Annotated in this window: 29 protein-coding genes and 1 riboswitch; of the genes, 19 read left to right on the forward strand and 10 right to left on the reverse strand. The window is 54.4% G+C overall.

Annotation, left to right across the window (positions count from 1 at the left end):
• Positions 1-289: 289 nt before the first annotated feature.
• Positions 290-2,242, reverse strand: coding sequence for an acetoacetate--CoA ligase (locus tag CMO10_RS16915; protein WP_297024446.1), 1,953 nt, complete (start codon positions 2,240-2,242; stop codon positions 290-292).
• A 422-nt stretch (positions 2,243-2,664) separates the two neighbouring features.
• Between CMO10_RS16915 and moaB the strand changes: the two genes are divergently transcribed.
• The 5 genes from moaB (at position 2,665) to CMO10_RS16940 (ending at position 7,155) form a co-directional block, all read left to right on the forward strand.
• Positions 2,665-3,195: a molybdenum cofactor biosynthesis protein B gene (gene moaB / locus CMO10_RS16920; protein ID WP_297024448.1), complete on the forward strand. Its 531-nt coding sequence runs from the start codon at positions 2,665-2,667 to the stop codon at positions 3,193-3,195.
• Between the two features lie 60 nt (positions 3,196-3,255).
• Positions 3,256-4,023: a sulfite exporter TauE/SafE family protein gene (locus CMO10_RS16925; protein WP_297024450.1), complete on the forward strand. Its 768-nt coding sequence runs from the start codon at positions 3,256-3,258 to the stop codon at positions 4,021-4,023.
• 274 nt (positions 4,024-4,297) lie between these two features.
• Positions 4,298-5,329 (forward strand): methyl-accepting chemotaxis protein, encoded by a 1,032-nt coding sequence (locus CMO10_RS16930; RefSeq protein WP_297024452.1) that lies wholly within the window; start codon positions 4,298-4,300, stop codon positions 5,327-5,329.
• Between the two features lie 182 nt (positions 5,330-5,511).
• Positions 5,512-6,324, forward strand: coding sequence for a hypothetical protein (locus CMO10_RS16935; RefSeq protein ID WP_297024453.1), 813 nt, complete (start codon positions 5,512-5,514; stop codon positions 6,322-6,324).
• Between the two features lie 69 nt (positions 6,325-6,393).
• Positions 6,394-7,155, forward strand: a complete 762-nt coding sequence (locus CMO10_RS16940) for an IclR family transcriptional regulator (RefSeq protein WP_297024454.1) — start codon at positions 6,394-6,396, stop codon at positions 7,153-7,155.
• 12 nt (positions 7,156-7,167) lie between these two features.
• On the opposite strand, the gene msrA is transcribed toward CMO10_RS16940, so the two are convergent.
• Both msrA and CMO10_RS16950 read right to left on the reverse strand, forming a co-directional pair.
• Positions 7,168-7,812 (reverse strand): peptide-methionine (S)-S-oxide reductase MsrA, encoded by a 645-nt coding sequence (msrA, locus tag CMO10_RS16945; protein ID WP_297024455.1) that lies wholly within the window; start codon positions 7,810-7,812, stop codon positions 7,168-7,170.
• 78 nt (positions 7,813-7,890) lie between these two features.
• Positions 7,891-8,151: a hypothetical protein gene (locus tag CMO10_RS16950; protein WP_297024458.1), complete on the reverse strand. Its 261-nt coding sequence runs from the start codon at positions 8,149-8,151 to the stop codon at positions 7,891-7,893.
• Between CMO10_RS16950 and CMO10_RS19800 the strand changes: the two genes are divergently transcribed.
• Complete coding sequence (locus CMO10_RS19800; RefSeq protein ID WP_363928347.1) at positions 8,054-8,314, forward strand: hypothetical protein; 261 nt, start codon at positions 8,054-8,056, stop codon at positions 8,312-8,314. The genes CMO10_RS16950 and CMO10_RS19800 overlap by 98 nt on opposite strands.
• Here the strand turns inward: CMO10_RS19800 and CMO10_RS16955 are convergent.
• The 3 genes from CMO10_RS16955 to CMO10_RS16965 all read right to left on the reverse strand — a co-directional run bounded on the left by CMO10_RS16955 (position 8,304) and on the right by CMO10_RS16965 (position 10,793).
• On the reverse strand, positions 8,304-9,632 hold the full coding sequence (locus CMO10_RS16955) for an SPOR domain-containing protein (RefSeq protein WP_297024460.1): 1,329 nt from the start codon (positions 9,630-9,632) through the stop codon (positions 8,304-8,306). The genes CMO10_RS19800 and CMO10_RS16955 overlap by 11 nt on opposite strands.
• 201 nt (positions 9,633-9,833) lie before the next feature.
• Positions 9,834-10,154, reverse strand: a complete 321-nt coding sequence (locus tag CMO10_RS16960) for a hypothetical protein (RefSeq protein ID WP_297024463.1) — start codon at positions 10,152-10,154, stop codon at positions 9,834-9,836.
• A 171-nt stretch (positions 10,155-10,325) separates the two neighbouring features.
• On the reverse strand, positions 10,326-10,793 hold the full coding sequence (locus CMO10_RS16965; RefSeq protein ID WP_297024465.1) for a tetratricopeptide repeat protein: 468 nt from the start codon (positions 10,791-10,793) through the stop codon (positions 10,326-10,328).
• A 133-nt stretch (positions 10,794-10,926) separates the two neighbouring features.
• Here CMO10_RS16965 and CMO10_RS16970 point away from each other — a divergent pair, with 133 nt between their 5' ends.
• Complete coding sequence (locus CMO10_RS16970; protein WP_297024467.1) at positions 10,927-11,652, forward strand: DUF4126 domain-containing protein; 726 nt, start codon at positions 10,927-10,929, stop codon at positions 11,650-11,652.
• A 73-nt stretch (positions 11,653-11,725) separates the two neighbouring features.
• On the opposite strand, the gene thrS is transcribed toward CMO10_RS16970, so the two are convergent.
• Positions 11,726-13,663: a threonine--tRNA ligase gene (thrS, locus tag CMO10_RS16975; protein WP_297024469.1), complete on the reverse strand. Its 1,938-nt coding sequence runs from the start codon at positions 13,661-13,663 to the stop codon at positions 11,726-11,728.
• A 354-nt stretch (positions 13,664-14,017) separates the two neighbouring features.
• Between thrS and CMO10_RS16980 the strand changes: the two genes are divergently transcribed.
• Positions 14,018-15,205: an MFS transporter gene (locus CMO10_RS16980; protein ID WP_297024470.1), complete on the forward strand. Its 1,188-nt coding sequence runs from the start codon at positions 14,018-14,020 to the stop codon at positions 15,203-15,205.
• A gap of 61 nt (positions 15,206-15,266) precedes the next feature.
• Here CMO10_RS16980 and CMO10_RS16985 read toward each other — a convergent pair whose 3' ends face one another.
• Positions 15,267-15,944: a DUF599 domain-containing protein gene (locus tag CMO10_RS16985; RefSeq protein ID WP_297024472.1), complete on the reverse strand. Its 678-nt coding sequence runs from the start codon at positions 15,942-15,944 to the stop codon at positions 15,267-15,269.
• Between the two features lie 184 nt (positions 15,945-16,128).
• Here CMO10_RS16985 and CMO10_RS16990 point away from each other — a divergent pair, with 184 nt between their 5' ends.
• The 3 genes from CMO10_RS16990 (at position 16,129) to CMO10_RS17000 (ending at position 17,845) form a co-directional block, all read left to right on the forward strand.
• Positions 16,129-16,614, forward strand: coding sequence for a hypothetical protein (locus CMO10_RS16990; protein WP_044828878.1), 486 nt, complete (start codon positions 16,129-16,131; stop codon positions 16,612-16,614).
• A gap of 163 nt (positions 16,615-16,777) precedes the next feature.
• Entirely contained in the window at positions 16,778-17,494 is a 717-nt protein-coding gene (locus CMO10_RS16995) for a peptidoglycan DD-metalloendopeptidase family protein (protein WP_297024475.1), read from the forward strand.
• A complete protein-coding gene (locus CMO10_RS17000; protein WP_297024477.1) occupies positions 17,495-17,845 on the forward strand; it encodes a DUF1491 family protein in 351 nt (116 codons plus the stop codon).
• Between the two features lie 72 nt (positions 17,846-17,917).
• Here the strand turns inward: CMO10_RS17000 and CMO10_RS17005 are convergent, their stop codons facing one another.
• Positions 17,918-18,238 (reverse strand): peptidylprolyl isomerase, encoded by a 321-nt coding sequence (locus CMO10_RS17005; protein WP_044828881.1) that lies wholly within the window; start codon positions 18,236-18,238, stop codon positions 17,918-17,920.
• A 194-nt stretch (positions 18,239-18,432) separates the two neighbouring features.
• Between CMO10_RS17005 and yaaA the strand changes: the two genes are divergently transcribed.
• Complete coding sequence (yaaA, locus tag CMO10_RS17010) at positions 18,433-19,209, forward strand: peroxide stress protein YaaA (RefSeq protein WP_297024480.1); 777 nt, start codon at positions 18,433-18,435, stop codon at positions 19,207-19,209.
• 24 nt (positions 19,210-19,233) lie between these two features.
• Complete coding sequence (locus CMO10_RS17015; RefSeq protein ID WP_297024482.1) at positions 19,234-20,298, forward strand: glycosyl transferase family protein; 1,065 nt, start codon at positions 19,234-19,236, stop codon at positions 20,296-20,298.
• Between the two features lie 58 nt (positions 20,299-20,356).
• Here the strand turns inward: CMO10_RS17015 and CMO10_RS17020 are convergent, their stop codons facing one another.
• On the reverse strand, positions 20,357-20,899 hold the full coding sequence (locus CMO10_RS17020) for a DUF924 family protein (RefSeq protein WP_297024483.1): 543 nt from the start codon (positions 20,897-20,899) through the stop codon (positions 20,357-20,359).
• Between the two features lie 151 nt (positions 20,900-21,050).
• Positions 21,051-21,247, forward strand: a riboswitch (cobalamin riboswitch).
• 170 nt (positions 21,248-21,417) lie between these two features.
• On the opposite strand from CMO10_RS17020, the gene CMO10_RS17025 reads away from it, so the two are divergent.
• Genes CMO10_RS17025 through CMO10_RS17050 form a run of 6 tightly spaced genes read left to right on the forward strand, consistent with a single transcriptional unit; the run spans position 21,418 to position 26,433 of the window.
• Positions 21,418-22,215, forward strand: a complete 798-nt coding sequence (locus CMO10_RS17025) for a DUF4198 domain-containing protein (RefSeq protein WP_297024485.1) — start codon at positions 21,418-21,420, stop codon at positions 22,213-22,215.
• Positions 22,216-22,231: 16 nt separating this feature from the next.
• Complete coding sequence (cbiM, locus tag CMO10_RS17030) at positions 22,232-22,906, forward strand: cobalt transporter CbiM (protein WP_297024487.1); 675 nt, start codon at positions 22,232-22,234, stop codon at positions 22,904-22,906.
• Positions 22,899-23,495 carry a cobalt ABC transporter permease gene (locus tag CMO10_RS17035; RefSeq protein ID WP_297024489.1) on the forward strand — a complete coding sequence of 199 codons (597 nt, stop codon included), beginning with the start codon at positions 22,899-22,901 and terminating at the stop codon, positions 23,493-23,495. Before cbiM ends, CMO10_RS17035 begins: the two co-directional genes overlap by 8 nt.
• Entirely contained in the window at positions 23,492-24,289 is a 798-nt protein-coding gene (cbiQ, locus tag CMO10_RS17040; RefSeq protein WP_297024490.1) for a cobalt ECF transporter T component CbiQ, read from the forward strand. Before CMO10_RS17035 ends, cbiQ begins: the two co-directional genes overlap by 4 nt.
• Positions 24,273-24,980 carry an energy-coupling factor ABC transporter ATP-binding protein gene (locus CMO10_RS17045; RefSeq protein WP_297024491.1) on the forward strand — a complete coding sequence of 236 codons (708 nt, stop codon included), beginning with the start codon at positions 24,273-24,275 and terminating at the stop codon, positions 24,978-24,980. Before cbiQ ends, CMO10_RS17045 begins: the two co-directional genes overlap by 17 nt.
• 37 nt (positions 24,981-25,017) lie before the next feature.
• Positions 25,018-26,433: an MFS transporter gene (locus CMO10_RS17050; RefSeq protein ID WP_297024492.1), complete on the forward strand. Its 1,416-nt coding sequence runs from the start codon at positions 25,018-25,020 to the stop codon at positions 26,431-26,433.
• The last annotated feature ends 16 nt before the right edge of the window (positions 26,434-26,449 follow it).

The following is a 26,449-nucleotide window of genomic DNA, read 5'->3' on the forward strand; positions in this document are numbered from 1 at the left end:
GCGTAGTTTCACTTAGATAAATTATACAAAATTCCGTTTTCCTTATTTATTCAATGCTCTAGTGGGAATTTTGGTGGTGTCGCAAGCACGGTTAAGAATTGCACGAACTTTTTTTCATCAAATTGAGGTTGATGGTTAAAAAACGTGCACAAGTTCACGCTGTTTAAAAAGCATGCATCGTTGCGCTGCGGAATCGATGGCGAGCATATCTCAAAACAGCCGTGTTCGGACCGGAGTTGTGCCACGCCGCAAAAAAAAGCCCCGCACTATTTGGCGGGGCTTTGGATCATCAGGTTTTCAGTTCCGACAGGTTAGAGAACAGCTCCAGTGCTGTAGGGTTTGCCAAGGCTTCCTGATTTTTGACGGGTCTGCCGTGGACAACGTCGCGAACAGCAAGCTCTGTAATCTTACCTGATTTCGTGCGCGGAATATCGGCAACGGCAAGGACCTTGGCCGGGACATGGCGCGGTGTGCAATTGCTGCGGATCTGCTTCTTGATCTTGTCGATCAGTGCGGTATCCAACACGTAATTATCGCGCAGCACAACAAACAGGATCACCCGAACGTCATTATCCCAGTCCTGACCGATGACAATCGATTCCTGAATTTCCGGCAGCTTTTCGACCTGGCGATAGATCTCTGCCGTGCCAATGCGAACGCCACCCGGATTAAGCGTTGCGTCTGAACGGCCATAGATCACCATGCCGCCTTCGTCATCAAGTTCGACATAGTCGCCATGGCACCAGATGTTCTCGAACCGGTCGAAATAGGCACTGTGATAGCGCGACCCATCCGGATCATTCCAGAAACCGACCGGCATGGACGGGAAGGGTTTGGTGCAAACAAGTTCGCCTTTTTCATTGCGAACCGGTTTGCCGTCATCGTCAAAGACATCAACTGCAACACCCAGCGCGCGGGTCTGAATAACACCGCGCTTCACCGGCAGGACAGGGGAGGCAAGCACAAAGCAGCCAAGGATGTCTGTTCCGCCCGAAATCGAAGCGAGATGGATGTCTTCCTTGATGTCGCGATAAACGTAATCAAAGCTTTCCGGTGCCAGCGGTGACCCTGTCGAGGTCATCGCGCGCACGGTAGACAGATCGTGGGTTTCGCGCGGCTTGAGTTCAGCCTTGGCAAGGGCGTCGATATATTTGGCCGAGGTGCCAAACAGGGTCATGCCTTCTGCATCGGCATAGTCAAACAGGATGTTACCGTTCGGATAGAACGGTGAACCATCATAAAGCAGAAGGGTCGCACCGGCCGCCAGTCCTGCCATCAGCCAGTTCCACATCATCCAGCCACATGTTGTGAAATAGAAAACGCGATCACCGGGTGCTACGTCACAATGCAGGATATGTTCGGAAACCTGTTTCAGAAGCGTTCCGCCCGTGCCATGGACAATGCATTTCGGCTTGCCCGTCGTACCAGACGAGAACATCACATAAAGCGGGTGATTGAACTCGACCTGCTCAAAGGCGATCTTCTCGGTCCGGAAGGGGGCTATGAAGTCGTCATAGGTGACGGCATTGCGGATATCCGTCGTGTTGGCGCCATCAAATGCATAAGGCACGATGACGACCTTTTTCAGGCTGTCGATCCGCTCGACAACATCGTGAACCTTTTCGCGGATGTCATGTTGTTTGCCATTATAATGATAGCCATCAACCGTAATCATGACGGTCGGTTCAATCTGACCAAAGCGGTCGACAACGCCCTGTACCCCGAAATCGGGGGAGGCGGATGACCATGTGGCGCCGATCGCGGCCGTCGCAAGCATCGCGATCACGGTTTCCGACATGTTGGGCATATAGCCACAGACACGGTCACCTTTGCCAACACCCTCGGCACGCAGCGCCTGCGAGAATTTTGATACGGCAATATTAAGTTCGGCCCAGGACAGGCGGGTCTTGACCTTGTCCTCGCCCCAGAAGATCAGGGCATCGGTATCATCATCACGGACCAGCAGGTTTTCAGCAAAGTTCAGACGCGCATCGGGAAAGAACTGGGCGCCGGGCATCTTGTTGCCGTCGATCAGGACGCGCTCACCCCAAGTTTGTGCTTTGAGGTCAGCATATTCGATGACAGCAGGCCAGAAACGTTCAATCTCGGCAACAGACCAATCATAGAGTTCGGTAAAGTTCTCGAGCTTTAGCGCGTACTTTTCATTCACCCACTCGCGAAACCGGGTGACGTTTGCATTTTCAACGCGTTCTTTCGTCGGTTGCCAAAGCAAGTCGCTCATGATGGGTCCTCTGTTTCCTGCCGAATGTTTTGCTGTGCTCGACGCTTCGTTTCGGGGCGCCAAATTGGTAGTCCTTTACCGCTTTTCTAAGCGTAAAAATCCACACCGGCAAGCGAAGTCACGTAGATGTGTAATATTGGTAATACCAATTTGCTGATTTTTCATTATGTATGATGTCATGAAATCCAGCTAATAAATTGATGTATATAGCGACTATTTGTCAAAATAGGGGCGAAAAATTGTTTGGTAGATGACCGCTTTTCTTGCGTCAAAAGCTAATAAAGTATCAAATCAGGCGGGGTTTTTATTCTATCGTGATTCGTTTGGTTGCGATGGCGGCGTGTGATGCACGTGAAAACGCTTGCACCCGTCTCAGGGCATATTAGGTTGATGCAGCGTATTGGAAAGATATGGAGATAGCCGTGGCGGGTATTGACGAAAGCCAACCTTTTGTGTCGATCAACATTGCTGTTCTGACGGTCAGCGATACACGTGATCTCCATAATGATACCTCGGGCGAAGTCCTGTGTGAGCGGATCATCGAAAAGGGGCATCGGGTTTATGATCGTCAGATCCTGCCTGACGATCAAGGAGCCTTGCGCAAACAGCTGGGTGCCTGGTGCGCTGACCACAATGTCGATGTGATTATCACGACGGGCGGGACAGGTGTAACCGGACGCGATGTTACAGTCGAAGCCCATCGTGCGCTCTATGAAAAGGAAATCCCGGGATTTGGCGAACTGTTTCGCTGGATTTCATATCAGAAGATCGGCACATCCACCGTCCAGTCGCGTGCTACAGCCGGCGTCTGCATGGGGACCTATCTGTTTGCGCTGCCCGGATCGACCGGGGCGTGCAAGGATGCTTGGGATGAAATCCTGACCTATCAGCTTGATATCCGGCATCGCCCGTGCAACTTCGTCGAACTGATGCCGCGCCTTCTTGAGCAATAAGGCCGAAGCAAACACACCTTTCCCGTGATCCGGGATTTTCCACCCAGATAAGGACGTTTGATGGAATTCATCACGGATCCGTTTTTCTATCTTGTCGGCATTCCTGCCGTTCTGATTGCCGGTGTGTCGAAAAGCGGTTTTGGCGGCGGGCTTGGGGTTGTTGCCGTGCCCTTGATGGCGCTGGCCGTGTCGCCGCAGGCGGCGGCTGCCATCATGCTTCCCATCCTGTGCCTGATGGATGTCGCCAATGTTTGGGCCTATCGCAATCGCTGGGACCGGAGGAATATGAAGATCCTCGTGCCCGCCGCATTGGTAGGCATTCTCATCGGGACCTTGTCGTTTAGTTATCTCAACGAAGCGGCGGTCAAGATGATCATCGCGCTAATCGCCATCATCTTTACGCTTGATCACTGGTTGCGTGGTCGCAATGCCAGTGGGGTGCCGGGATCAGCAACGGTAGGCAAGGGCACCATCCTTGGCACACTTGCCGGTTTCACCAGTTTTGTGGCCCATGCGGGCGGTCCGCCGGTTTCGGTGTATCTGTTGCCGCAAAGAATGGATAAGTCGATCTTTGTCGGTACGACGGTGATGTTCTTTATCGTCGTGAACTACGTCAAACTGATCCCCTATGCCATGCTTGGGCAGTTTGATGCATCAAACCTTGGGACGTCTCTTTTGTTCGTGCCGGTGGCCTTGTTCGGGACGTGGCTTGGCCTTTGGGCGCATGACAAGGTCAGCGTCAAGTTGTTCTACCGCGTTTGCTACAGTCTACTGTTCCTGACGGGGATAAAGCTGCTCACAGACTCGATTCTTGAGTTCACGGCCTGACACAAGGATTTTGACGCTTCGGGTCCGAAGTATAACTTCCCACCACCTGACCTGTATCAATGCGGGACCGGCCGCATTAGCGTTGTTTTATGCGAGGTCGTCTTCTCTGGATACGGGGCGTCACGGCAGAAGTATAATCCCGTGTTTACCTCCAGATAGAAGTGACTTAAGAGATATCGTTGCTGCAAGAAAAAGCAGAATTGATGGCACTTAAAAAATAAAAAGCCATCTGCAGCCGGAGGAGACTTGGTGTGCATATGGGAGCTTTACTTAAATGCCAGAAAGAATCCTGCAGGTTGCGACGGCAATGTCCGGGCAGGCCAACGATAAAATCACTGAAATCAAGGCTGTTACGCGCGCGACACGTACGCTTGCGCTCAACGCACTGATCGAAGCCGCAAGGGCCGGTGAAGTCGGACGTGGCTTCGGCGTGGTCGCCAATGAGGTCAAGGAAATCTCGCAGCGCGTTACCGTGATCACCGAAGAGCTTGAAAGCATGTTTTTGAAGCTGGCATCGGATCTGGAAGAAACAGCGCAAATGGCCCGTGGTGATCGCTTTTCCGATTTGGCCCGCTACGCTGTCGAATTGATGGACCGAAACCTGTTTGAGCGGTCCTGTGATGTCCGGTGGTGGGCAACAGACGCTGCCGTCGTTGATGTTTGTGTAAACCCGCATGACGAAGCCATTGCCCAGCGGGCGTGTAATCGGCTGGGTGTCATTCTGGATTCCTATACGGTCTATCTTGATCTTTGGGTGGCCGATAAGAGCGGCAATGTTATCGCCAATGGTCGGCCGGATTCGTATCGCCTTAAGGGCCAGAATATTTCGGATCAGGCCTGGTTCCATGAAGCATTGCGGTGCCGCGATGGCGGGCATTACGCCGTTGCTGATGTCGAACAAAACCCGATGCTAAACAACGCCGCAACACCCACCTATGCCACGGCCGTGCGTAAAGGCGGCGATGTGAATGGCGAGGTTATCGGTGTGATGGGTGTCTTCTTTGATTGGGAGAGCCAGGCGCCGATGATCGTCAAGTCACTGAACTTCAGCCCCGAGGAACGCGAACGCACGCGTGTCATGCTGATTGATGCCAACAACCGCGTTCTGGCGGCATCCGACGATAAAGGTATTCTGAGCGAGAAGTTCACGCTTCGGGTCAATGATCCAGCGCGCGGTGCCTATTTGCTTGATGACGGCGCACTGGTGGCCTACGCCCTGACCCCGGGGTATGAAACCTATGAGGGGCTTGGTTGGCGCGGTGTGATCGTGCAGGCACCCAGATCGGAAAACGTCGCCACCGCATAGTTTCCAGATCAAGCGGGCGAACCATATAAACAACCAGAAACGGGTGCCTCAGAAGAGGTGCCCGTTTTTTCATGGTCTATGCGCAGCGCGATAGCGCTTGCCCAATTCCGGGAAACCGGATACGGATGTTGTCACTTTGTTGATAAAGTGTCATTGATGATCCGTTAGAGGGATAAACGCATTTGGAACTGATCCTTGCGAAGATTGCAGTATCGATTGGAACGGTTCTTGGGCTTTCTGTCCTTGCCGAACGCGCAGGACCGCGTGTTGCCGGCGTTCTGTCTGGATATCCGCTTGGAACGGCCATCCTTCTTTATTTCATCGCGATTGAACAAGGTATCGGTTTTGCCAGCGAAAGTGCGGTGTACGCCTTGCCAGGGCTGATTGCGACTTTGACGTTTCTCTACGCTTATTATCTGGTGTCGAGAAAATGCACGCACTTGCCTGTAATCCCGCAGATATTCCTAAGCTCGCTTGGCGCATTCGTCACCTATCTGGGCGTTTCGTGGCTGTTTCAGCTTGCGCCGATGAGTTTGACGCAGGCCGCCGTGATCCTGCTGGTGGCGATATTCGTGGCGCTGATCCTGTTCCGCAAGATCGAGAACGTCCGCATTCTTAACCGGGTTCGTCTGACCAAGGGCGTCGTTATGCTTCGCGCGACCCTGGCTGCGATCATTGTGCTGGTCATCAGTGGCATGGCGGCCTGGATCGGGCCGCGTTGGTCAGGGCTGCTGTCGGGCTTCCCGGTCACGCTTTATCCAATGATGCTGATCCTGCATTTCTCATACGGGGCGGCGCCAGTTCATACCGTCATCCGAAATTTCCCGCGGGGTATGGGGGCATTGTGGGTGTACATCCTTGCGGTGACCCTTGGTTATCCTGTGCTTGGGCTCGGTTTGGGAACGCTTTGTGCCTTTGCTGCCGCGACTGTTTATCTGGTCAGTTACTCCACTTTCGTCTGGTTCCGTCAAAAGTCCGTGCAAGCGGCACGCTGATCTCCTAACATTCAGAGAATACGACAATGATGGTCGGCAAATCGACCACTTGCAGGGAGTAGTCGCTGAATGCAGCAGGTCCAGTCGCTGGTCAGGGCGTTAAGCATCCTCAATGCGCTTGCCGAAAGCGAAGACGGGATGACCTTGACCGAAATTGCGCAACAGGTGAAGTTGCCGCCATCCACGGCACACAGGTTGCTGACAACCATGCAACACGAACGCTACGTGTCGTTCGATGGGGAACGCACACTCTGGTTCGTGGGTGTGCAGGCGTTCAGTGTCGGCAATTCCTTTACAAAGAACCGTAACCTCAGCCAGATCGCCCGGCCTTACATGCGGGCCTTGATGGAAGACAGTGGAGAGACCGTGAACCTTGCCGTCGCAGACGGTGGGGAGGTCATTTTCCTGTCGCAGGTCGAATGCCGTAAAATGATGCGCGCCCTTGTTACACCGGGGCGTCGAGCCCTGATGCATTGTTCGGGTGTTGGCAAGGCCTTGCTGGCCTTCCTGCCAGAAGAGGAATTGCATTCAGTCGTTGCCAAGCACGGCTTGCCCAAGATCACCGAGCGCACGCTTGTCACCCAAACAGCGCTTGAAAAGGATCTCGAAAAGTCCCGTCAGCGCGGCTATGCGCTTGACGATGAAGAACACGCGGTTGGTTTGCGCTGTGTGGCAGGTGTGGTCCGTGATGAAACCGGACAGCCGATTGCAGCACTGTCGCTGTCTGGACCAGCGGCGCGTATCCCCAATGACCATATCGAACAACTGGGCCTCAAGATCCGCAGGGTTTGTGCGGATCTTAGCAGGGAATACGGCGGCAAGCCCGTGTGATCTTGATCCGGGTTACATGCCCGGGCAGGACACGCCGGTTCCACCCAGACCGCAATACCCGTCGGGATTTTTCTGCAGGTATTGCTGGTGGAAATCTTCGGCATAGAAGAACTCAGGCGCCTCGGTGATCTCGGTTGTCACTTCGGCCTGACCGGCGGCTTTTAGCGCGCCATTGTATTCTTCACGGGACTGTTTTGCGGTTTCCAATTGCTCTGGCGTGCGCGTAAACAGCACGGAGCGATACTGGGTGCCAACATCATTGCCCTGGCGCATGCCCTGTGTCGGGTCATGGTTTTCCCAAAATAGTTTCAGAAGGGCAGAATAGGACGTCACAGCCGGATCAAAGACGACCAGAACGACTTCTGCATGGCCGGTCATGCCGCTGCAAACTTCGCGGTAGGTCGGGTTTTTGGTAAGGCCACCCGCATAACCGACGGCGGTGCTATAGATCCCCGGTGCCTTCCAGAAAAGGCGTTCGGCGCCCCAGAAGCATCCCATGCCGAAAATCGCCACTTCCAAATGTGCAGGGAAGGGACCCTTCATCGGGTTGCCGGTCACGATATTGGCGTCAGCAACCGGAAGCTCCTCATCACGTCCCGGAAGGGCGGTTTCTGCGGTTGGCATTTTGGGCTTGTCGGATTTCAGCACGGAGAACATGTCATTTTTCCCGAAGAGTATTTCGCGTTCATGCGTGCAATGTACTCCAGACAGAGACAATAGCAATTCCCCTCTTGATCAAATGTCTTTGAACATTCTTTTGGCAGGGGGTTCGTTCCACCAGATAATCCACACATGAATTCCGTGGAACGGTGTGCTGAGAAGGCCTTTGCGCAAGCTAAAGCATTTGAAATCAATGGCCTTGATGCTGACAGGTGCTTTTTGTCTGCTGATCGGATTGGTGTTTCTGCCATTGCCACCACCGTTTTTCGGTATGGTCTTTATAGCGCTTGGTGTCCCGCTGCTGGCGGCGGGATCAAAACGCACACGGCGTTTCATCCAGCATCTTCGCTGGCGCTACTATCGACATAACGAAAAGGTCGAATATCTTTTGGCTAGGATGCCGGGATTTGTACGGCGACACGGTCATAAAACCAGACCAGACGGCCTGATGCGGTCCCACAAAATGGCGGCATCGGCCAGAGAACGGCTTAAGGGGTAACCCGGCGCACCAGACAATCGGTTCCGGCAGACTTAAGCGTATTGCACGCCTCCGTTGCGGCTGCTGACGTGCCAAAGGTGCCGGTGAGCAAGCGGAAGAACAACCCTTTGCCCTCAATCGAGATACTTACGACCTCATGATCGGCAGCGGCAAGCATGCCGTGCGGTGCAGCCTGAAACTTCGACCAGGCACTTTCGGCCCGCCCGCGTGAGCGGTAAGCGGCAAGCTGCACGGCGTAGTAGGGGCCGTTTGATTGTGCTGCGGTCGGTGCAGGGGCGGCTTGCTGCGCCGATACTGCCGACTGCGCCATTTCCTGGGCAGGGGCATCAGACGCAGGTTGCGTTGAGGTGATCGGGAGTTCGATCATTGGTGCCGGGGCAGGTGGTTGATCGACAATATCCAACTCACCCTGTTCCGTTGGCCGGGAGTTTGATGCGACAATTGCGCCGCTATGTTCGGTCGGCGCGACATCGCCAGCAATGGTCGGGGCTTCAACCACCGGCGCAGAGCGCGGTGCTTCGGCTTGTATAGCTGGTGCCGCTGGCGTCGGGGCTGCCACGGGTGCCAATCTCGGAGCAACATCTGCTGATGCTACCGGTGCTGTACTTGTTGCCGTTGATCGCGATGCGGGCGTTGGTGCAGATGCAGGTGCCGCTTCACGCCGTTCAACGCGTGTCAGTTTTGCGGTGTTTTCGCTGACCGGCATATCCATACGGGTGACGGGACTGGTTCTGTCTTCCGGTTCGGCTTCAACAACGCCGCCGGTTTCATAGAAGCGTCGGTCACGTTCGACCTGTGGCGGATCGGGCAGTTCCGGGCCGGGTGCCACCGTCGCAGAAGCAACCACAGTTTCAATTTCTTCGGAGCGCGCATATTCAGGTGAAGCGGCATCAAGGGCAACCAGACGGCGCTGTGCGAGGCTGTTGATGCTGCCTGAAAGGCGCACACCCAGACCGCAATCAAGATCGACCTTCATGTCAGGCGGGGTGGCCGTCAGCCAGACATAGAGCTTGCGCGCATTTTCATAATTGCCGTCCATATCATAGGAAATCGCCTGCAGCAGGTTGTCCTGTGGACTGCCATCAAGCGAAATGGGGCCGGTTGTCGCACCAGCGCTTTGAGAACTGCTTTGGGCAGCAGGGTTGCCGAAAAACAGACCACAAGCCGCACGGTCAAAGCTTGCCTTTTCCGATGCGGATACCTGATGGGTCGAAGCCGAGGTGATTTCTTGCGAGGACGAGGAGGACCCAAACCAGAGCCCGGACAAATCATCGGTACTGCAAGCAGTCAGAAGCGGCAGAAATGCAGCGGCGCTCATCCATCCCCGGATCTTGCGGGGGCTGTTTTTGGTTGTCGCAGACCTGATTTTCACGCTTCACCTGATCGTCGCTGTATTACAGAAAGTTATATCTTTCCTTTCGGGCAAACACAACTATTGCAAACAGACCAATTACGATCAGGTTTACTTGAAAGTCAGTGGGATAAACAGCGTTGAGAGGCAGGGCAGACGGGCGAGATGTTATCTCATTGCCAAGGGGATCATAATGCCAGCCAGAAGGATCAAAACGGTTACCGCAATCACGATATTGATGATGCCCTTGGTGGCCCGGTTTGCTGTTTCACGGGTCATGCCGGGGTTTTGAGCCCCGCGACGGGTGGAACCACCAGCTACACCGGCACTTTCCGGCGTCAGGATTTTGATAACCTGTTTTTTGTCTTTGCGGGTCGCCTGATCGTATTTGTTTTCAACAATGCGAACTTCGGTGGTGTTCTTGTTGCCGATGGCATCCTTGGCGGAATTCAGGGCAGAACTATAGTCCGAAACGGGTTCCAGTTCCATTTGCTGCCCTGAAGTGCGCATGCATACGACTGTATAGCTTTTGCTCATGACGGCGTTTGACATCAATTTTTTCCGTTTTCGTGTGTCCAACCTCTGCAGAGATATGGCGTCTTTACACGAAAAAGGGAACCTATCCTGACGAATAGGCAAGAGTGTCGTGTAATAGACGCCCTAGTTGGTCATTTTGCTGGCAAGCTGCTTGTATTCTTCGCAGTCGGTGCCGCAAAGCTGTTCAAGACGTGCAAGGTTTTCCTGGGCCATTTGCGGCTTGCCGGTCTGCAGGAACAATTCACCCTGATATTCAAGTGCGCCGACATGTTCCGGGTTGATCATCAGGGCGCGTTCATAATTCTGCGCGGCACTGTCAAAATCGCCCATCTTGCGCTGGCTATAGGCAAGGTAATTATAGAGATCGGCGTTTTCGGAATCTTCTTCGAGCATGGTTTCGATCTTGTCGATCGCCATCTCGTACATTTCTGTATCAACCAGTTCGGTCACAGCCGAAAGATCGGTTCCCTCGGAGCTCCAGCTATCCGAGCTTCCCATCGCAAAAGCGTTGCCTGCCAGAAGCGGGGTGGCAAGCATCATCACCACAGCACATGCCTTGATCATTTTTGGGGTTTCACCATCACGGTTCATCGTCGTACCTTTCTTTGATCTTGTTTGGCATTAATACGTGCGTTGGGACGCTCTGAAAGTGTGATTTATCACAACTGGAAGTTTTGCCTAGTCACTTGTTGGTGAGAATTGTGTCTTTGAAAGGGCGTTGTTCGTGGGAGTAATCGAAACTCTTGCTTTGGGGATGGGCGGGGCCTGGGCCAGCGGTGTAAATCTATATGGCACCGTGGTTGTTCTGGGCTTCATGAACAATTTTGGTTTGCTTGATTTACCGCCCGAACTTCAGGTTTTGGGAAGCTGGTGGGTGCTGGCGCTGGCCATCTTCCTGTATCTGATTGAGTTCGTAGCAGACAAAATTCCGATCGTTGATAGCGTCTGGGACGCCATCCACACCTTTATCCGCATTCCTGCGGGGGCGTTGCTTGCTGCCGGTGCGTTGGGCGGCCTTGATATCGGTTTGGGGGATGGTGCGCAAACCGCCATTGCGCTGCTGGTCGGCGGGACTGTTGCAGCCGGAAGCCACTTCACCAAGGCCGGCAGTCGGGCTGCGATCAACACATCGCCCGAGCCTTTTAGCAACAGCGTGGCCTCTGTTGCCGAAGATGTCGCGGTGTTTGGCGCGCTTTACACCGTTGTGTTCCACCCGGTGGTCTTCTTCGTGCTGCTTGCTGTTTTTATCCTGCTTCTGGTTTGGCTCGTGCCAAAGATCTGGCGCTTCATCGGTCAGGTGTTTGGCAATGCCCGTCATCCATCAGTGGCCTACGCCCAGACACGTGCTCAGCAGTCAGTCACCGGTGCAGGCATGACAAAAATCGATCTGTCCGGGGCAGGCGGCAGAACCTTGCCGCCATCTGAAAGTCCGAAGCTGCCACCTGAATAAAGAGACGTTTTGATAAAAGAAAAGCCCGCAAGCATATGACTTGCGGGCTTTTTGTTTGTTTATTTTGGCTTGATCAGAAATCAGCCTCGATAACGCGATCACGGATTTCAGCCGCCATCGTATCACCCAGTTCCTCAATGCCGTAAGTCTTCTGGTGTTTGAAGCCGATACGACGAACCGAAGCAGTTTTTTCTTCGGCTTCGCGTTTACCAAGCGCCAGGATCATCGGAACCTTGGCGTGGCTGTGCTCGCGGACCTTGTAGTTGATTTTCTCGTTACGGGTATCGAGCTCAACAGTGAGGCCCTTGGCTTCAAGCGCTGCCTTGACTTCATGTGCATAATCGTCGGCGTCATTGGTAATGGTGCAGACAACCGCATGAACTGGAGAAAGCCACAGCGGCAGGCGACCGGCATAGTTTTCGATCAGAATGCCGATGAAGCGTTCGAGCGACCCAAGGATCGCACGGTGCAGCATGACCGGACGGTGTTTTTCACCATCTTCGCCCATATAGGACGCATCCAGACGTTCCGGCAGAACAAAGTCGGCCTGAAGCGTGCCGCACTGCCAGTCACGACCAATCGCGTCACGCAGCACAAACTCAAGCTTCGGCCCATAAAACGCGCCTTCACCCGGGTTGACTTCAAGGGCCAGACCCGCTTCTTCAGCCGCTTCGCGAAGGGCCGCCTCGGCCTTGTCCCAGATCTCGTCAGAACCGGCACGCACTTCCGGACGGTCGGAGAATTTGACAAGAATGTCGGTAAAGCCGAAATCCTTGTAAACCGACTTCAGAAGGTCACAGAAAATCTTGGTTTCCGAGACGATCTGGTCTTCGGTGCAGAAGATATGCGCATCATCCTGAATGAACTGGCGCACGCGCATGATGCCGTGCAGACCGCCGGACGGCTCATTGCGGTGACAGCAGCCAAATTCCGCCATACGCAGCGGAAGGTCGCGATAGGACTTGCTGCCAAGGCGGAATATCTGCACGTGGCACGGGCAGTTCATCGGCTTAAGCGCCAGAACACGTTCCGGATCATCTTCATCCGGGGTCGTGGTGAACATGTTCTCGCGGAACTTTTCCCAGTGACCGGATTTTTCCCAAAGCACACGATCGACAAGCTGCGGCGTACGCACTTCCTGATAACCGGCTGCATCAAGGCGATCACGGATATAGGTTTCAACCTTGCGATAAAGCTTCAGACCCTTGTCATGCCAGAAGACCGATCCTTGGGCTTCTTCCTGCATGTGGAAGAGGTCCATTTCGCGGCCAAGGCGACGGTGGTCGCGCTTTTCAGCTTCTTCAAGCATGTGCAGATACGCATCAAGGTCTTCCTTGCTTTCCCAGCAGGTGCCATAGATACGCTGCAGCATTTCATTGTCGGAATTGCCACGCCAATAGGCGCCGGCAACCTTCATCAGCTTGAAGGCCTTGCCGATCTTGCCGGTCGACGGCGCATGCGGGCCACGGCACAGGTCGATGAAATCGCCCTGGCGATAGCAGGTGATGGTTTCGGTTTCCGGCAGATCACGGATGATCTCGGCCTTGTATTTTTCACCCTTGTCCAGGAAGAACTTGATCGCTTCATCACGGTCCCAGACCTCACGCACGATCGGCTCGTTGCGTTCGATGATCTTGTGCATCTGCTTTTCGATCTTGACCAGATCGTCGGGCGTGAAGGGCGTTTCGCGGGCAAAGTCGTAGTAGAAACCGTTCTCGATGGACGGGCCAATCGTGACCTGCGTATCGGGATAAAGTTCCTGAACGGCTTCAGCCATGACATGTGCGCAATCGTGACGTATCAGCGGCAGAACCTCTGCATGGCCCTTGGTCACGATTTCGATAGTCGCGTCAGTGTCAATCTCGCGCGCGAGGTCGCGCACTTCACCGTTGACGATGATGGCAAAGGACTTCTTTGCCAGCGAAGAACTGATGCTTTTGGCGACATCGAACCCCGATACCGGGCCGTCAAATTCGCGTACGGCACCATCGGGAAGGGTCAGGGCAATCATGGTTGGCTCAACTCTGCTTTATCTGCGGGCATAATTCAGTAATGCACATATACGACCCGCATGTTTACGCGGGGTAAATGCACAAGAAAAGGAATTTCAGGATGAGGTCAAGTTCGCTCTTTGAAAAAAGCGACTTTCGGGACAGCACGGACCGCCGCAACGCCAATCTGGCGTGCAGTGTTTTCGGCGATCTTCAACTTTTTGTCGGCAAAGCCGTGCATTGACACTATCCCGTAAGGTGAAGAGCCAATATAACAGGACAAACTTGTAGAGCAAGACGCAAGCCGTTGCCAAAAGCGCGTTTTGTCAAAAACATGAAATTGGCGCCACCAACGCCAAAACAGGGAGCCCCAAATGTCGAGCCCGGAAGTCCGCCGGAACATCATGATTTTAAGTCTGTGCGTTGCGCTGTCTGCCAGTGCGATGTCGCTGATCTTTACTGTCGCGGCCGTGATTGGCTTTTCACTTGCCAGTGACAAATCCCTCTCAACCCTGCCGGTTGCCTGCATGATGATCGCCATGATGGCAATGACGGCCCCATCGGCCGTGATCATGGCCAAGAAGGGGCGTCGGTTTGGTTTCTGGATGGGGGCTGCCATTGCGATGATGGGCGCGGTGTCGGGAATGGGCGCGGTTTACTACGCCAATTTCTGGCTGCTTTGCGTGGCTTGTGCCTGCATCGGGGCGGGCAACGCCATTGCCATGCAGTATCGTTTTGCCGCAGCCGAAGCCGCACCGGCAGAATTCCGCGCGCGTGCAATTTCCTACACCATGCTGGGTGGTTTGGCCTCGGCCTTTATCGGACCGAACCTGGCAAGCTTTGCCCGTGACTGGTTTGACACGGTGCCGTTCCTTGGCACTTTCGTGGCCTTGATCGGTTTGCAATTCCTGTTGGTGATCGCCATTGGTCAGCTGCGCTTGCCCGATATGCGCGGGCACAAGCATCCGGAACCGGCACGCCCGCTTAAAACCGTGATGGGGCAGCCGGCTGTGATTGTTGCGATCATTGCAGGCGCGCTTGGCTATGCGGTCATGAGCTTTGTAATGACGGCAACGCCGCTTGCGATCCTTGATTGCAATTACGCGTTTGGCGATGCCGCCTTTATCATCCAGTGGCACGTTGTCGGGATGTATGCGCCGGGATTCTTTACCGGGAACCTGATCAAACGGTTTGGGGCGCTCAAGGTCATTCAGGCCGGTGCGATCCTGAACTTTGTCTGTCTTGCCGTTGGGCTTGCCGGGCAGGACCTGATGGGGAATTTCTGGGTGTCGCTTGTGCTGCTCGGTGTTGGTTGGAACTTCATGTTTGTTGGCGCCACCACGTTCCTGACGGAAAACTATCGTCCGTCCGAACAGGCCCGTGTACAGGCCATCAACGAGTTCTGTGTATTTGGCACGGTCGCAATCGCATCACTGTCGGCTGGCACGATCTATGCCGGATCGGGTTGGGTAACGCTGCTTTATAGCGCTGCACTTCCGGTTGGCATGGTGTTGCTGATCGTTGCGACCTTTGCGATCCGCCGTCGGGCACAGGCCGCTTGAAAGCACTGCGTATGAACAAGAAAAGGGCCGCTTCTGCGGCCCTTTTTCGTTGGTTCTTCGGTCAGTGATGACCGCTTAAGATATCAAGCGCATGGGATCGGAATTCGCGGTTAAACAGCACCAGCGTCACCCATGTCGCGCAGACGATGAAGGCAACCGGGTGGTAGAACCAAGCCAATGCCGACAGGGCAAAGAAATAGGCACGAATACCGCGGTTGAAGTTATGAGCCGACATCATGCTCATCCGCGATGCGCGCGCTGCCGCGCGGGCAGCGTCTGGTGAATCGGCCCCGGGTGCTGCGCCGATCAGGATGGAGCAATAGTTTGATAGCCGAAACGCCCAAGTGAATTTGAAAAAGGCATAGATAAAGATAACGATCAGCAACACCACCTTGCATTCCCAAACGCCGGCCGTGGTGACAGCGGCAAAGGGCAGGGCAGATACGGTTTCAATCGCTTTGTCTGTGTAGCCGAGCAATGCGACCAGACCGATCAGAACCAGAATGGTGGTCGAGGAAAAGAAACTGATGCCGGTAATCAGGTTGCTGGAAATCGAGGTATCCACCATCCGGATGTCACGTTTAAGCATCTGTTCCATCCAGCGATGGCGATTGCGCGCCATATGGGCAGAGATGGAATTGCGACGCCGGGAACTGGCATCGGCAAACAGCGTGTAGCCAACCCACCAGGCAAAGGCCCAGCAAAATGCGATGATATCGAGAAGCGTAAAGGCGGGCATAACGGGTTCCATTCAAAGCCGGTCGATCAGATTAATTCTAATCCTAGTGATAATGCGTTATCGTTCGCAATATTGTTTGGCATGCAATGTGATGGATGCATAGCAGATGGCCATGTCACCAGTCCGGGTTGAGTTTTCCCGCAATCCAGAGTATCAGCAGCGCAAATTTTGATTGGAGAGCGACATGAGCGATCTTGAAAACGATCTTGGCGAAGATATCGACTTCGAAGAATTCGAAGCACATACGGAAAAGCTGCTGGAAGAAGGCCGCACCAAGGACGACCTGTTCGAGTTCGTCGGTTTCATGAACATCAACGAAGTTGGCACGCACATGATCGCGGCCGAGATGGTGCTGGATGAAGACGCCATCGACCAGATGAGCGCAAACCTGCGCAAACTTGAAATCGACCTCGGACCGCTTGGCGAACTGACGGGCGGCCTTAAGGGCGGCGAAGACGTCAAACGTGCCCTTGGTGCGCTGTTCCTTGAACTGGTTGAGCTTTGCGAACTTGATGAAGATGACGAAGACGCAGGCGAGCTTTCTGAAGAAGCATTGCTGCTTTTGAACTTCATCAAACGCTTTAACCCGCAGATGCGCCGCCTGACGGTTGCGCTGACCGACACCGATGATGATGACGTGTCCTGCGAGTACGAAGTGACCAACTGGTAAGCCAGGGCTTGCCGATCAGGCAGATATTAATGTAGCTAAAGGCAGGGCATCGTTCCCTGCCTTTTTCTGTTTCGGAGCCATCACCGTGACCGCTTTGCGATCGACTGCCGCAGCCCAACGTCTCCAAACCTATCAGGACCGCTTCGCACAAGGGCAGGAGCCTATGCCTGAAGCCGCAAGTCTGCGCGCCTGGATCGAAGAAAACAGTGCTGTCTTCCGCTCGGTCATGGAATGCGATCTCAAAACCTGTGCGAAGATTGTCTACGACTTTTCATCGAACGGTGATGTCGTCATTGGCGGGGAAAGCGATCCGGCACGCCAGACCGAAATTATGTGGCAGCAACTCGAAGATGCCAAGGCGCCGGTTGGCATTGGCCGCTATCGCGAAGACCGTATCTGTTATCAGTCCGAGCAGTTCAAAAACGACGGCGAAGCCCGCAGTCAGCATCTTGGCATTGATTTGTTCGCGCCGGCGTATACCCCGGTATTCGCGCCGCTTGATGGCGTTGTACACAGCTTTGCCGATAACAATCTGCATCTTGATTACGGTCCGACCATTATCTTGCAGCATGAACCGGCTGCCGGGATCAAGTTCTATACGCTGTATGGCCATTTGAGCCGCGAATCCCTTGACGGGCTTTATAAGGGTAAGGAAATTTCTGCGGGTGACCTGTTGTGCCGCTTTGGGGATTTCCCGATCAATGGTGACTGGATCCCGCATCTGCATTTCCAGATCATCTTTGACATGCTGGGCCGCGAAGGTGACTTCTTTGGCGCGGCCAAGCCGTCTGAATGGGATATCTGGGGAAATATCTGTCCAAACCCGAATCTGATGCTGCAAATGCCGGAAAACGTGACCGCAACGCGGGAAGGGGTTTAGATGCAGCCGCGTCTTAAAGCCGGTCTGTGGGTGCGCGGGCAGATCGCGATTTGCCAGTCCAACCTGATCACGGCAATGGTGGCTCACAAGGGCAATGAAGATGCCGGTGCCGTCCTCTTGAAGCTCAACCGGTTTGACGGCGGTTGTTTTGTTTACTCCCGTGTCACGACGCTTGAAGGGGATCTCGGCTGGATGCTGGTGGCCGGTGGTCCGGACAGGGGCAGGGAGACGGAATTTGCCTGCGACGAATATTGGCGCAAGCAGGTCGGTTTTGATCCGGATGTCTGGGTGCTTGAGATCGAAGATCACAAGGCGCAATACGAACTTGACGCACCGATCGTTGATTTCTGACAGGTGCGACTGAAAAAAAAGGCTGGCAATTAAATGCCAGCCTTCATTTTTGCATGACGCGTAAGCTGTGGCTTAGGCGGTGCGCTGCAGCAGGTGGTAACCGAAATCGGTTTCAACAACGTCAGAGGTTGCACCAACGTCCATGCTGAATGCTGCGGCGTCGAATTCCGGAACCATCATCCCGCGGCCAAAGAAGCCAAGGTCGCCGCCCTGCTGGCCAGACGGGCAATCAGAGTTGGCTTTTGCCAGTTCTGCGAAATCTGCACCGTTTGCAACCTGATCCTTGAGCGCGTTGATTTCGGTCAGGGCTTCGTCCTTGGTGCGGGTGGCGGTCGAACGGGCCGAACCGGCATACATCAGAAGAATGTGTGACGCGCGAACTTGTTCACTCATAATGGGTCCTTTCTTCCGTCAAAGCTTGCACCAGACGGATTTTCTGCAAAGTTAGAAGTTTATGGTTAACGCCAAGGGTCCAAATCCATGTACAGCCGTATACTCCTGTACATGGGGTTGGGCCCTAGACATTGCCCATGCCTTGTGGCTTGTTACGACAAATCGAACCGAGATGAAAGAGAAGAGGCAGATTGATGCTTGCTGTTGTGTCCCCGGCCAAGAAGCTGGATTTCGAAACAGATGCCCCGGAAATGTCTGTTTCCCAACCGGCATTTCTCGATGACACCGAAGAACTTGTTGATGTCGCGCGCAAAAAAAGCCGCAGCGATTTGATGAAGCTCATGGGCATCAGCGAAAACCTTGCCGATCTGAACTATCAGCGGTTTCAGCATTTTTCGCGCCCGTTTGACCGCAATAATGCCAAACCGGCCATCTTCGCATTCCGTGGTGATACCTATGTCGGTCTCGATGCCGATACCATGAAGGCCAAAGACATCGACTGGGCCGAAGATCATTTTCGCATGCTGTCGGGCCTTTATGGTCTGTTGAAGCCACGCGACTTGATGCAGCCTTACCGTCTTGAAATGGGAACGCGTCTTTCCAATCCGCGTGGCAAGGACCTTTATGCGTTCTGGGACGACAAGCTTTCGAAGGAAATCAACGAAATTACCAAGGGCCATAAAGATCGCAGCCTGATCAATCTGGCCTCGAATGAGTATTTTAAATCGATCAAGACCAAGGTCCTTGACGGTCCGGTGATCACGCCTGTGTTCAAGGAAGTGAAGGGTGGCACGGCGAAGGTTGTCGGCTTCTCGGCGAAGCGTGCACGTGGCATGATGGCACGCTATATGATTGACAATCGGCTCGAAGACCCGCAAGAGCTCAAGAAATTTAACGTGGATGGCTATCGCTATCAGGACGACCTCTCGACTGAAACCGAGTGGGTCTTTACGCGCATCCACGATCAGTAACGACAACTATTCCGGTGAAGTTTTATGACCGACGAGCATCTTGAACAGCTCGAGGATGAGAATGCCTTACCAGAATCGCACCCGTTTTCGGGCTTTCTGCGGACGTTTTATCGTGGGCCGGGGCGTTCGCGCAGCCTGACCCGCGAAGAGGCGTTCAAGGCATTCACCATGATCCTGCGCGACGAGGTCGAACCGATCCAGCTTGGCGCGTTCCTGTTGATGCTGCGCTATCGCGCTGAAACGCCCGAAGAACTTGCTGGCATGATCGAAGCGGTACGCAAGGCCGCCCGCCTTGAGCCCGATGAAGATGGCGATGATGACGCATTGATCCGGCCGGCAATTGATTGGCCGTCCTATGCGGCGGGCCGCACCCGCGGTTTGCCCTGGTTTGTGCTTTCAGCCCTGTTGCTGTCGCAGAACGGCGTGCCGGTTCTGATGCATGGTTATAACTCGCATCTGGTAAACGGTGTCGGCACAGAAGCCGCGATCAAGGCACTCAAACTACCGATCGCGATGTCAGCCGAAGAAGCCCGGTCCGATATCGGATCAAAGGGGTTTGCCTATCTACCGCTGCGTCACATGCATCCGAAACTGCAGGAACTGATTGGCTTGCGTCCGTTGCTGGGCTTGCGCAGTCCGGTGAATACCCTGTTGCGGTTGCTTAATCCTTTGCAGGCACGCGCTGCCTTTCTGGGGGTGTTCCATCCGGCATTTCTCGATGTACATCGCGAAACCGGCAGGCTTTTGGAACTGCCGCGCATCGGTGTGATCAAGGGCGGCGGCGGTGAAGCCGAAAGAACACCGTTCAAGCATGTCGATCTGCGAATGCTTGATAATGGCGAGCTCAATGACGTTCGCTGGCCGGCCATGCTGTCAAAGACCGAAAAAGACGGCGAGGATCAAAGTCCGGTAACGCTCAAGCATTTCTTGGGTGTCTGGCGTGGTGACGTCGAAGATGCGCCAGCAGAAGCCAAGATCAAAGGCAGTGCCGCAATGGCCGTCTTCCTTGCCGGTAAGGCCGATTACATGGACGAGGCCGAAAGCCTTGTCCAGGGCTGGTGGGATAATCGCGACCGCGATGTCGGCTGATTGTTAGCTTAAGTCAGATTGAATTCAAAAGGGACGGGACACCGTCCCTTTTTTGTGCTTAGAACGATGATCCGGGTTCCTTGAGAAACGCCTGTTCTTCGGGCGTTGATGAACGCCCCAATATTTCGTTGCGATGGGGATAGCGGCCAAATCTATCAATGATCTTTTTGTGTTTCAGCTCGAACTCGTAATTGTGTTCAAGGCCCGGCTTGGAAAACAGATCGATCGCCACTTCGTGGATGATTTCAGATTCTGAATGCATATAGGGCATATACAGAAATGCCTGTTCCTGCGGGGTTACCAGTTTGCGATCCAGCCCCAATGAAACCGCTTCTTGTGCCAGCACCAAGGCCATCGGGTCAGAGGCAAAGGATTGCGGCTGATCGCGGTACATGTTCCGCGAAAACTGATCAAGAACGATGATCTCCGCAAGACGGCCATGGGCGGTTTTGCGCCAGCCATAAAGTTCCCCTGCGCTGGCAGCGGCATGAAAATCGGCAAAGCGTTCCGTGATATGGCGATCAAGGGAAGTATCCTTGATAAACCACTGTTTTTCTTCGAGTTCCTTGAACCAGAAAACAAGTACTGTTTCAGGTGTCATGATGTTTCCGCCCATCAAAATGCAGGTTTGTTAACCCGTAACAAAAGTTATCCATGATCTTTGCGCCCGGTTTGAAAGGCGTCAAGCCATCCGCTGAAAAGATTATCGTTGGCAACTTGGGCAAAGAGTTGACAGCGATCCGTCGCCCGTGGATTATTACCCTGTCTTTGGTGTTGATCTGAATGGATCAACTTAAAAGGGAACGTGGTGCGTCACGCATGACAAGGCCACGGCTGCCCCCGCAACTGTAAGCGGTCAGAGCACTGCATATGCCACTGGTGCAAACCGGGAAGGCGTAGTGCTTTTCAAACCGCGAGCCAGGAGACCTGCCTTTGACTGCCGGGTGCTGTGCGCCTGGTATCAAACTGTTGGACGCCGGGGTGAGCGTCAGGTTGCAGGGGTACAAACGGTCTCACAAAGATCCGCAATCTTGCTTCCAGCCATCCTATCGTTCTTTGTCCTGACCCTGCGCGTTGGGCTTTTGGCCTGCGTGCATCGTTTGAGAAAGAGACGATTACATGTTTAAGACCCTTGGCAGGCTTGCTGTTGCAAGCGCCTGCGTGCTGTCGGCAGCCATGCCGGCACAAGCACATTTTCAGTTGGCTTACACGCCGGAAGTAAACGTGACCAAGGCCGGGGATCAGCCCGTTAAGCTGATTTTCTGGCATCCTTTCGAAAATGGTCATGTCATGGATATGGCAGAACCGCTTGAGTTCTATGCGGTTAATCGCGGCGAGAAACTCGATTTAAAATCAACGCTTTCACCAATTACCTTCACCGGAATTGCGAACTCGGCCGCGGCTTATGACGCGACCTTGACGCTTCGCCGCAGTGGCGATTACGTGATGGTTGTTGTGCCAAGCCCGTATTACGAAGAAAGCGAAGATATCTTCATCCAGCAGATCACGAAATCCTATGTGAACCGCAACGAAATCCCGACCGACTGGATGGAGCCGCAAGGTCTTAAGACCGAAATCCTGCCGCTTAACCGACCGACCAATATTATTGCCGGTTCGACCTTTACTGGTCGTGTGCTGAGCGAAGGGCAACCTGTTGCCGGGGTTGAGGTTGAAATCGAATATATGGCCGCAGAACCCGATATGGCCAGCAATGCGCCCAAGGGGCCTACGGCATCGCCAATGCCAGGCGGTGCCGTGGTGGTGATTTCTGATGAAAACGGGTATTTCACTTTTGGTGTCCCCAAAGCAGGGTTTTGGGGATTTGCAGCACTTGGCAGCGGCCCTGAAAAAGAATTTCAGGGTAAGGAACTTTCACAGGATGCAGTCCTGTGGGTTCGCGCCTATGATGTGAAATAGGCGAGGGACAAAACAGATGCATATTGTTGATGGTGCGCTGGCACCGGAAGTTTTGATTGGCGGGGGTGTTCTTGCGGTTGCCGGGCTTGGCCTTGGGTTGCGCAAACTGCCAATCGATAAAATTCCCGCAACCGGGGTTTTATCGGCAACATTCTTTGTTGCCTCGCTCATTCATGTGCCGGTGGGACCATCCAGTGTGCATCTGATCATGAGCGGTCTTGCCGGGCTGGTGCTTGGCTGGACCGCATTTCCTGCACTTTTCGTCGGGCTTCTGCTGCAAGCAATTTTCTTTGGTTTTGGCGGCTTGACGGTTCTTGGCGTCAATACGGTCAATATCGCGTTTCCAGCCGTACTTGCGGGGCTTTTGTTCCGGGGCATGGTGTCACGCAGTAATCCGGTCACGGCCGCTGTACTTGGCGGATGTGCCGGTGCATTTTCCATTGCGCTCACGACTGTGTTTGTCGCGATTTCTCTGGCGCTTTCCGGTGATGGCTTTGTCCCGGCGGCCAAGCTGGTCTTCTTTGCCCATATCCCGATCATGGTGGTCGAGGGGCTGGTATCTGCAGCCGCCGTCTATCTGATCGCAAAGGTCAAACCGGCCTTGCTGCAACCGGCAGACCCGATATCGGACTTCCAGATGCAGGCGGCGGCCTTGCGCGCCAAACAGGCGGGTGAGGCATCCAATGGCTAAGTCACTTACGATGATGGTGGCGCTGGGCATGCTTGTGCTTGTCGGTACCCCAGCACAGGCGCACAAGGTCATTGCGTCTGTCTTTCCCAGTGGCGCGAACGTCGAAGGCGAGATCGGCTTTTCCAACGGCGTCATGGCCGAGAATACGCTGGTTGAAATCTTTGATCCGCAAGGCAACAAGATCGACGAAGTCATCACTGATGGCGATGGCTTCTTTGTCTACACGCCAAGCCAGAAGGTCGATTTGCGTTTTCGTGCGGATCTCGGGGCTGGGCATGTGGCCGAGGCCACTTTTGCCATCGCGGAGTTATCAGGCAGTGATAGCACCAAGACAGCTGCATCTTCGCAGGCGCCAGTTGCGTCGGCCGGTGGTTCTGGCACGGGATCCGCTATTACCCGTGAACAGGAAGAGATCATCGCCACCATTGTCCGGGATGAATTGCGTCCGCTGCGGCGTGAAATCACGGCCTACAAGGAAAAGAATGATCTTCAATCGATTCTTGGCGGCATTGGCTATATATTCGGTGCCTTCGGGATCATCTATTACATCGCAGCGCGACGGCTAAGAGCAAAAGCACCCAAAGCATGAGCCATCTTTTCGGACATGACCAACCCTTGAACGTCAGGGCAGGTGGCGGACAAACACCGTCATTTGTCGGGGCGTTCGATCCAAGGGTTCGGGTGGTCGCGGCCTGTGTTTTTGCAATTATCGTGGTGGCCCTGCATCAGATCGAGTTTGCCTTGGGTGCGCTGGGGCTTGCTGCCATCACCATGAGCCTCACCGACCTGCCGCTGCGCGTTACGTTAAAACGCATGGCGGCGATGGATGGCTTTATCATTGTGATGTTGGTGATGCTGCCCTTTACGACACCCGGCACACCGATGTTCACCATCCTTGGGGCAGAGGCCAGTCAGGAAGGCCTGATGCATGCCGTTCTGGTCGGCATTCGTGCCAATGCGGTTGTCCTGATGATGCTAAGCCTGCTGTCGGGGATGACGCCGGTTGCACTGGGGCATACGCTTTATCGTTTGAAATGCCCGCCCGTGCTTGTGCATCTGATGATGTTCACGGTGCGCTATATTTCGGTGCTGCATGATGAATATCACCGTCTGCGCATGGCGATGAAACTGCGCGGGTTCAAGGCACGCAACAATGCCCATACTTACCGGTCATTCGGCTATCTGTTTGGTATGCTGGTGGTCCGGTCGCTTGAGCGGGCCGAGCGCGTGTTGGAGGCCATGAAATGCCGTGGGTTTAGTGGTCATTTTCCGATGATTGATGATATGGCGTTCCGCCGGCGCGATGGTGTGTTTGCCGTTTTTTTCCTCGCGCTGATTGCTGCTCTGGTCATTCTGGATCGAACTTATGTCTTCGCTTATTGAGCTAAATAATATTTCCTATGGCTATCGGGCAGGCCAGAACGTGCTGGATCGCGTCAGTCTGACGCTTGATCCGGGCGAACGGCTGTTTTTGGCCGGGCCGAACGGCGCTGGTAAAAGCACGCTGCTGCGCATTCTGGTTGGTCTGATCAAACCGCATGCAGGCGAAATTCGAGCCTTTGGCACCCCCCGCGTGACGGATGCCGAATTTCATGACTTGCGTTGCCGGGTTGGCTTTATTGTTCAGGATCCCGATGATCAGTTGTTCTGCCCGACCGTGATCGAGGATATTGCCTTTGGCCCGCTAAACCTTGGTGCCAGCCGCGAAGAGGCACTTGCGATCGTTGACGAGGTGCTTGATCAGCTGCATCTCAAACATTTACGCGAACGGATCACCCATGAACTTTCGGGGGGTGAGAAACGTTTGGTCTCGGTGGCGGCGGTCCTCGCGATGAAGCCCGATGTCTTGTTGCTCGATGAGCCGACCAATGCGCTTGATGAAGAAAACATGCGTCGGCTTGAGGAAATCCTGTTGGGGTTGCCGCAAGCCATGATCCTGGTTTCGCATGATCCGCATTTCCGGCGTAAGCTTGCCACACGTATCATCGAACTACGCACGGGCAAGATGCTTGAATTGCCGCAAAAGAAATGTACTGCTGGTGAGCGCGCCAAACAGGCCGAGGACGCATCCTGAGAGGCCAAATCCCGCATGTGAGCATGAAAGGGCGGTGATGACGTCAAGCATATCTCCGTTTTCCCAACCGGCCTTTCGCCATTTGTTTGCGGCCCAAATTACGTCCTTGATCGGGACGGGGCTGACGACGGTGGCGCTTTCGCTTTTGGCTTATGATCTTGCAGGCGACGATGCAGGCCGGGTGCTAGGTTCCATCCTTGTTTTGAAAATGGTGGCTTATCTTGCGATCGCGCCGATCGCAGGCGGCATGGCGCATTTGCTACCTCGTCGGCTATGGCTAGTCGGGCTGGATGTGTTGCGGGCCGCAGTTGTGCTGTGCCTACCATTCGTTGACCAGGTCTGGCAGATTTTTGTTCTTGTTTTTGTCGTCAATGCGGCCTCTGCCGCCTTCACGCCGGTATTCCAGGCGATCATTCCGGAAATCCTCCCCGACGAGAAGGCATATACCAAGGGTCTGTCATTTGCCCGGTTGGCCTATGATCTTGAAAATCTGGTCAGTCCGGCGCTGACGGCAGCACTCTTGGTGGTTTGGTCATTTGACAGCTTGTTCATGGCCAACAGCCTGACTTTCGCGATTTCCGCACTTCTGATCGTGACCGCCCGTGTTCCACAAGCAGCACCAACTGATCGGGTTGGCGGCGTCTACGCCAATACGATTTTTGGCATTGCTTCGTACTTGAAAACGCCACGCCTGCGGGGGCTTCTGGCGGTGTATTTTGCCGTGTCATCCGTCGGTGCGATGATCATTGTCAATACGGTGGTTTTGACCCGCGGTGTTTTGGGTGGCTCGGAATTGTTGACCACAAGCTTTTTGGCCTGTGCCGGTGCCGGGTCGATGTGTGCGGCATTCATGATCCCGCGTCTGATCGAACGGTTAGGTGAGCGGCCTTTGATGCTTATGGGGATTGTCGCTGCTGCTAATGCGATGATCTTGGGCGGTGCTTTGATGATGGCCGGGGGCGCATCGGTTGCGGCTTACGCTATCCTGTGGGCTATCGCCGGGGCTGGGACCACATTTGCCCAGACGCCCGGTGGGCGGCTTGTCCAGCGTTCTGCCAGCGACGGGGATCGTTCTGCGTTCTTTGCTGCCAACTTCGCGCTTTCACACGGTGGCTGGCTATTTGCCTATGGGATTGTCGGGTGGCTTGGCAGTCTGGCCGATCTTTCGGTAGCGTTTCTGGCATCGGGTGGTTTGGCGTTCGTGGCGACTGTCGTTGCCGTAACCCTTTGGCCCAAGGAAGACAGGCAGGAAATCCGCCACAGTCATCCGGGGTTCTGGCATGAACATCCCCATGATCACAATGATCCGCATCATGTCCATGTACATGAGCACGATGGGGGTAGTGAGAAACATCGCCATCGGCACTACCACCCGCCGGTCACGCACAAGCATCGCTTTGTCATCGACAGCCATCACACCAAATGGCCGATGGAAAGTGGGGATCGGGTTTGAGCCGAAAGTGAGGAAC

Origin of the sequence: Thalassospira sp. (genome assembly GCF_002709775.1) — a bacterium.
Lineage (GTDB): Bacteria > Pseudomonadota > Alphaproteobacteria > Rhodospirillales > Thalassospiraceae > Thalassospira.

Bases quoted from the DNA above. Each gene is read 5' to 3' on its own strand.
- thrS (WP_297024469.1), bottom strand. From the start codon at position 13,663: ATGATTGCCCTGACCCTTCCCGATGGTGCCGTACGCGAATTTGACGGC.
- CMO10_RS17025 (WP_297024485.1), top strand. From the start codon at position 21,418: ATGTTTAAGACCCTTGGCAGGCTTGCTGTTGCAAGCGCCTGCGTGCTG.
- cbiQ (WP_297024490.1), top strand. From the start codon at position 23,492: ATGAGCCATCTTTTCGGACATGACCAACCCTTGAACGTCAGGGCAGGT.
- cbiM (WP_297024487.1), top strand. From the start codon at position 22,232: ATGCATATTGTTGATGGTGCGCTGGCACCGGAAGTTTTGATTGGCGGG.
- CMO10_RS16990 (WP_044828878.1), top strand. From the start codon at position 16,129: ATGAGCGATCTTGAAAACGATCTTGGCGAAGATATCGACTTCGAAGAA.
- CMO10_RS16950 (WP_297024458.1), bottom strand. From the start codon at position 8,151: ATGAAACGCCGTGTGCGTTTTGATCCCGCCGCCAGCAGCGGGACACCA.
- CMO10_RS17050 (WP_297024492.1), top strand. From the start codon at position 25,018: ATGACGTCAAGCATATCTCCGTTTTCCCAACCGGCCTTTCGCCATTTG.
- CMO10_RS16960 (WP_297024463.1), bottom strand. From the start codon at position 10,154: ATGGAACTGGAACCCGTTTCGGACTATAGTTCTGCCCTGAATTCCGCC.
- CMO10_RS16985 (WP_297024472.1), bottom strand. From the start codon at position 15,944: ATGCCCGCCTTTACGCTTCTCGATATCATCGCATTTTGCTGGGCCTTT.
- CMO10_RS16925 (WP_297024450.1), top strand. From the start codon at position 3,256: ATGGAATTCATCACGGATCCGTTTTTCTATCTTGTCGGCATTCCTGCC.
- CMO10_RS16995 (WP_297024475.1), top strand. From the start codon at position 16,778: ATGCCTGAAGCCGCAAGTCTGCGCGCCTGGATCGAAGAAAACAGTGCT.
- CMO10_RS17005 (WP_044828881.1), bottom strand. From the start codon at position 18,238: ATGAGTGAACAAGTTCGCGCGTCACACATTCTTCTGATGTATGCCGGT.
- yaaA (WP_297024480.1), top strand. From the start codon at position 18,433: ATGCTTGCTGTTGTGTCCCCGGCCAAGAAGCTGGATTTCGAAACAGAT.
- CMO10_RS17045 (WP_297024491.1), top strand. From the start codon at position 24,273: ATGTCTTCGCTTATTGAGCTAAATAATATTTCCTATGGCTATCGGGCA.
- CMO10_RS17000 (WP_297024477.1), top strand. From the start codon at position 17,495: ATGCAGCCGCGTCTTAAAGCCGGTCTGTGGGTGCGCGGGCAGATCGCG.
- CMO10_RS16930 (WP_297024452.1), top strand. From the start codon at position 4,298: ATGCCAGAAAGAATCCTGCAGGTTGCGACGGCAATGTCCGGGCAGGCC.
- CMO10_RS16940 (WP_297024454.1), top strand. From the start codon at position 6,394: ATGCAGCAGGTCCAGTCGCTGGTCAGGGCGTTAAGCATCCTCAATGCG.
- CMO10_RS16915 (WP_297024446.1), bottom strand. From the start codon at position 2,242: ATGAGCGACTTGCTTTGGCAACCGACGAAAGAACGCGTTGAAAATGCA.
- CMO10_RS17015 (WP_297024482.1), top strand. From the start codon at position 19,234: ATGACCGACGAGCATCTTGAACAGCTCGAGGATGAGAATGCCTTACCA.
- CMO10_RS16980 (WP_297024470.1), top strand. From the start codon at position 14,018: ATGTCGAGCCCGGAAGTCCGCCGGAACATCATGATTTTAAGTCTGTGC.
- CMO10_RS16955 (WP_297024460.1), bottom strand. From the start codon at position 9,632: ATGAGCGCCGCTGCATTTCTGCCGCTTCTGACTGCTTGCAGTACCGAT.
- CMO10_RS17035 (WP_297024489.1), top strand. From the start codon at position 22,899: ATGGCTAAGTCACTTACGATGATGGTGGCGCTGGGCATGCTTGTGCTT.
- CMO10_RS16965 (WP_297024465.1), bottom strand. From the start codon at position 10,793: ATGAACCGTGATGGTGAAACCCCAAAAATGATCAAGGCATGTGCTGTG.
- CMO10_RS17020 (WP_297024483.1), bottom strand. From the start codon at position 20,899: ATGACACCTGAAACAGTACTTGTTTTCTGGTTCAAGGAACTCGAAGAA.
- msrA (WP_297024455.1), bottom strand. From the start codon at position 7,812: ATGTTCTCCGTGCTGAAATCCGACAAGCCCAAAATGCCAACCGCAGAA.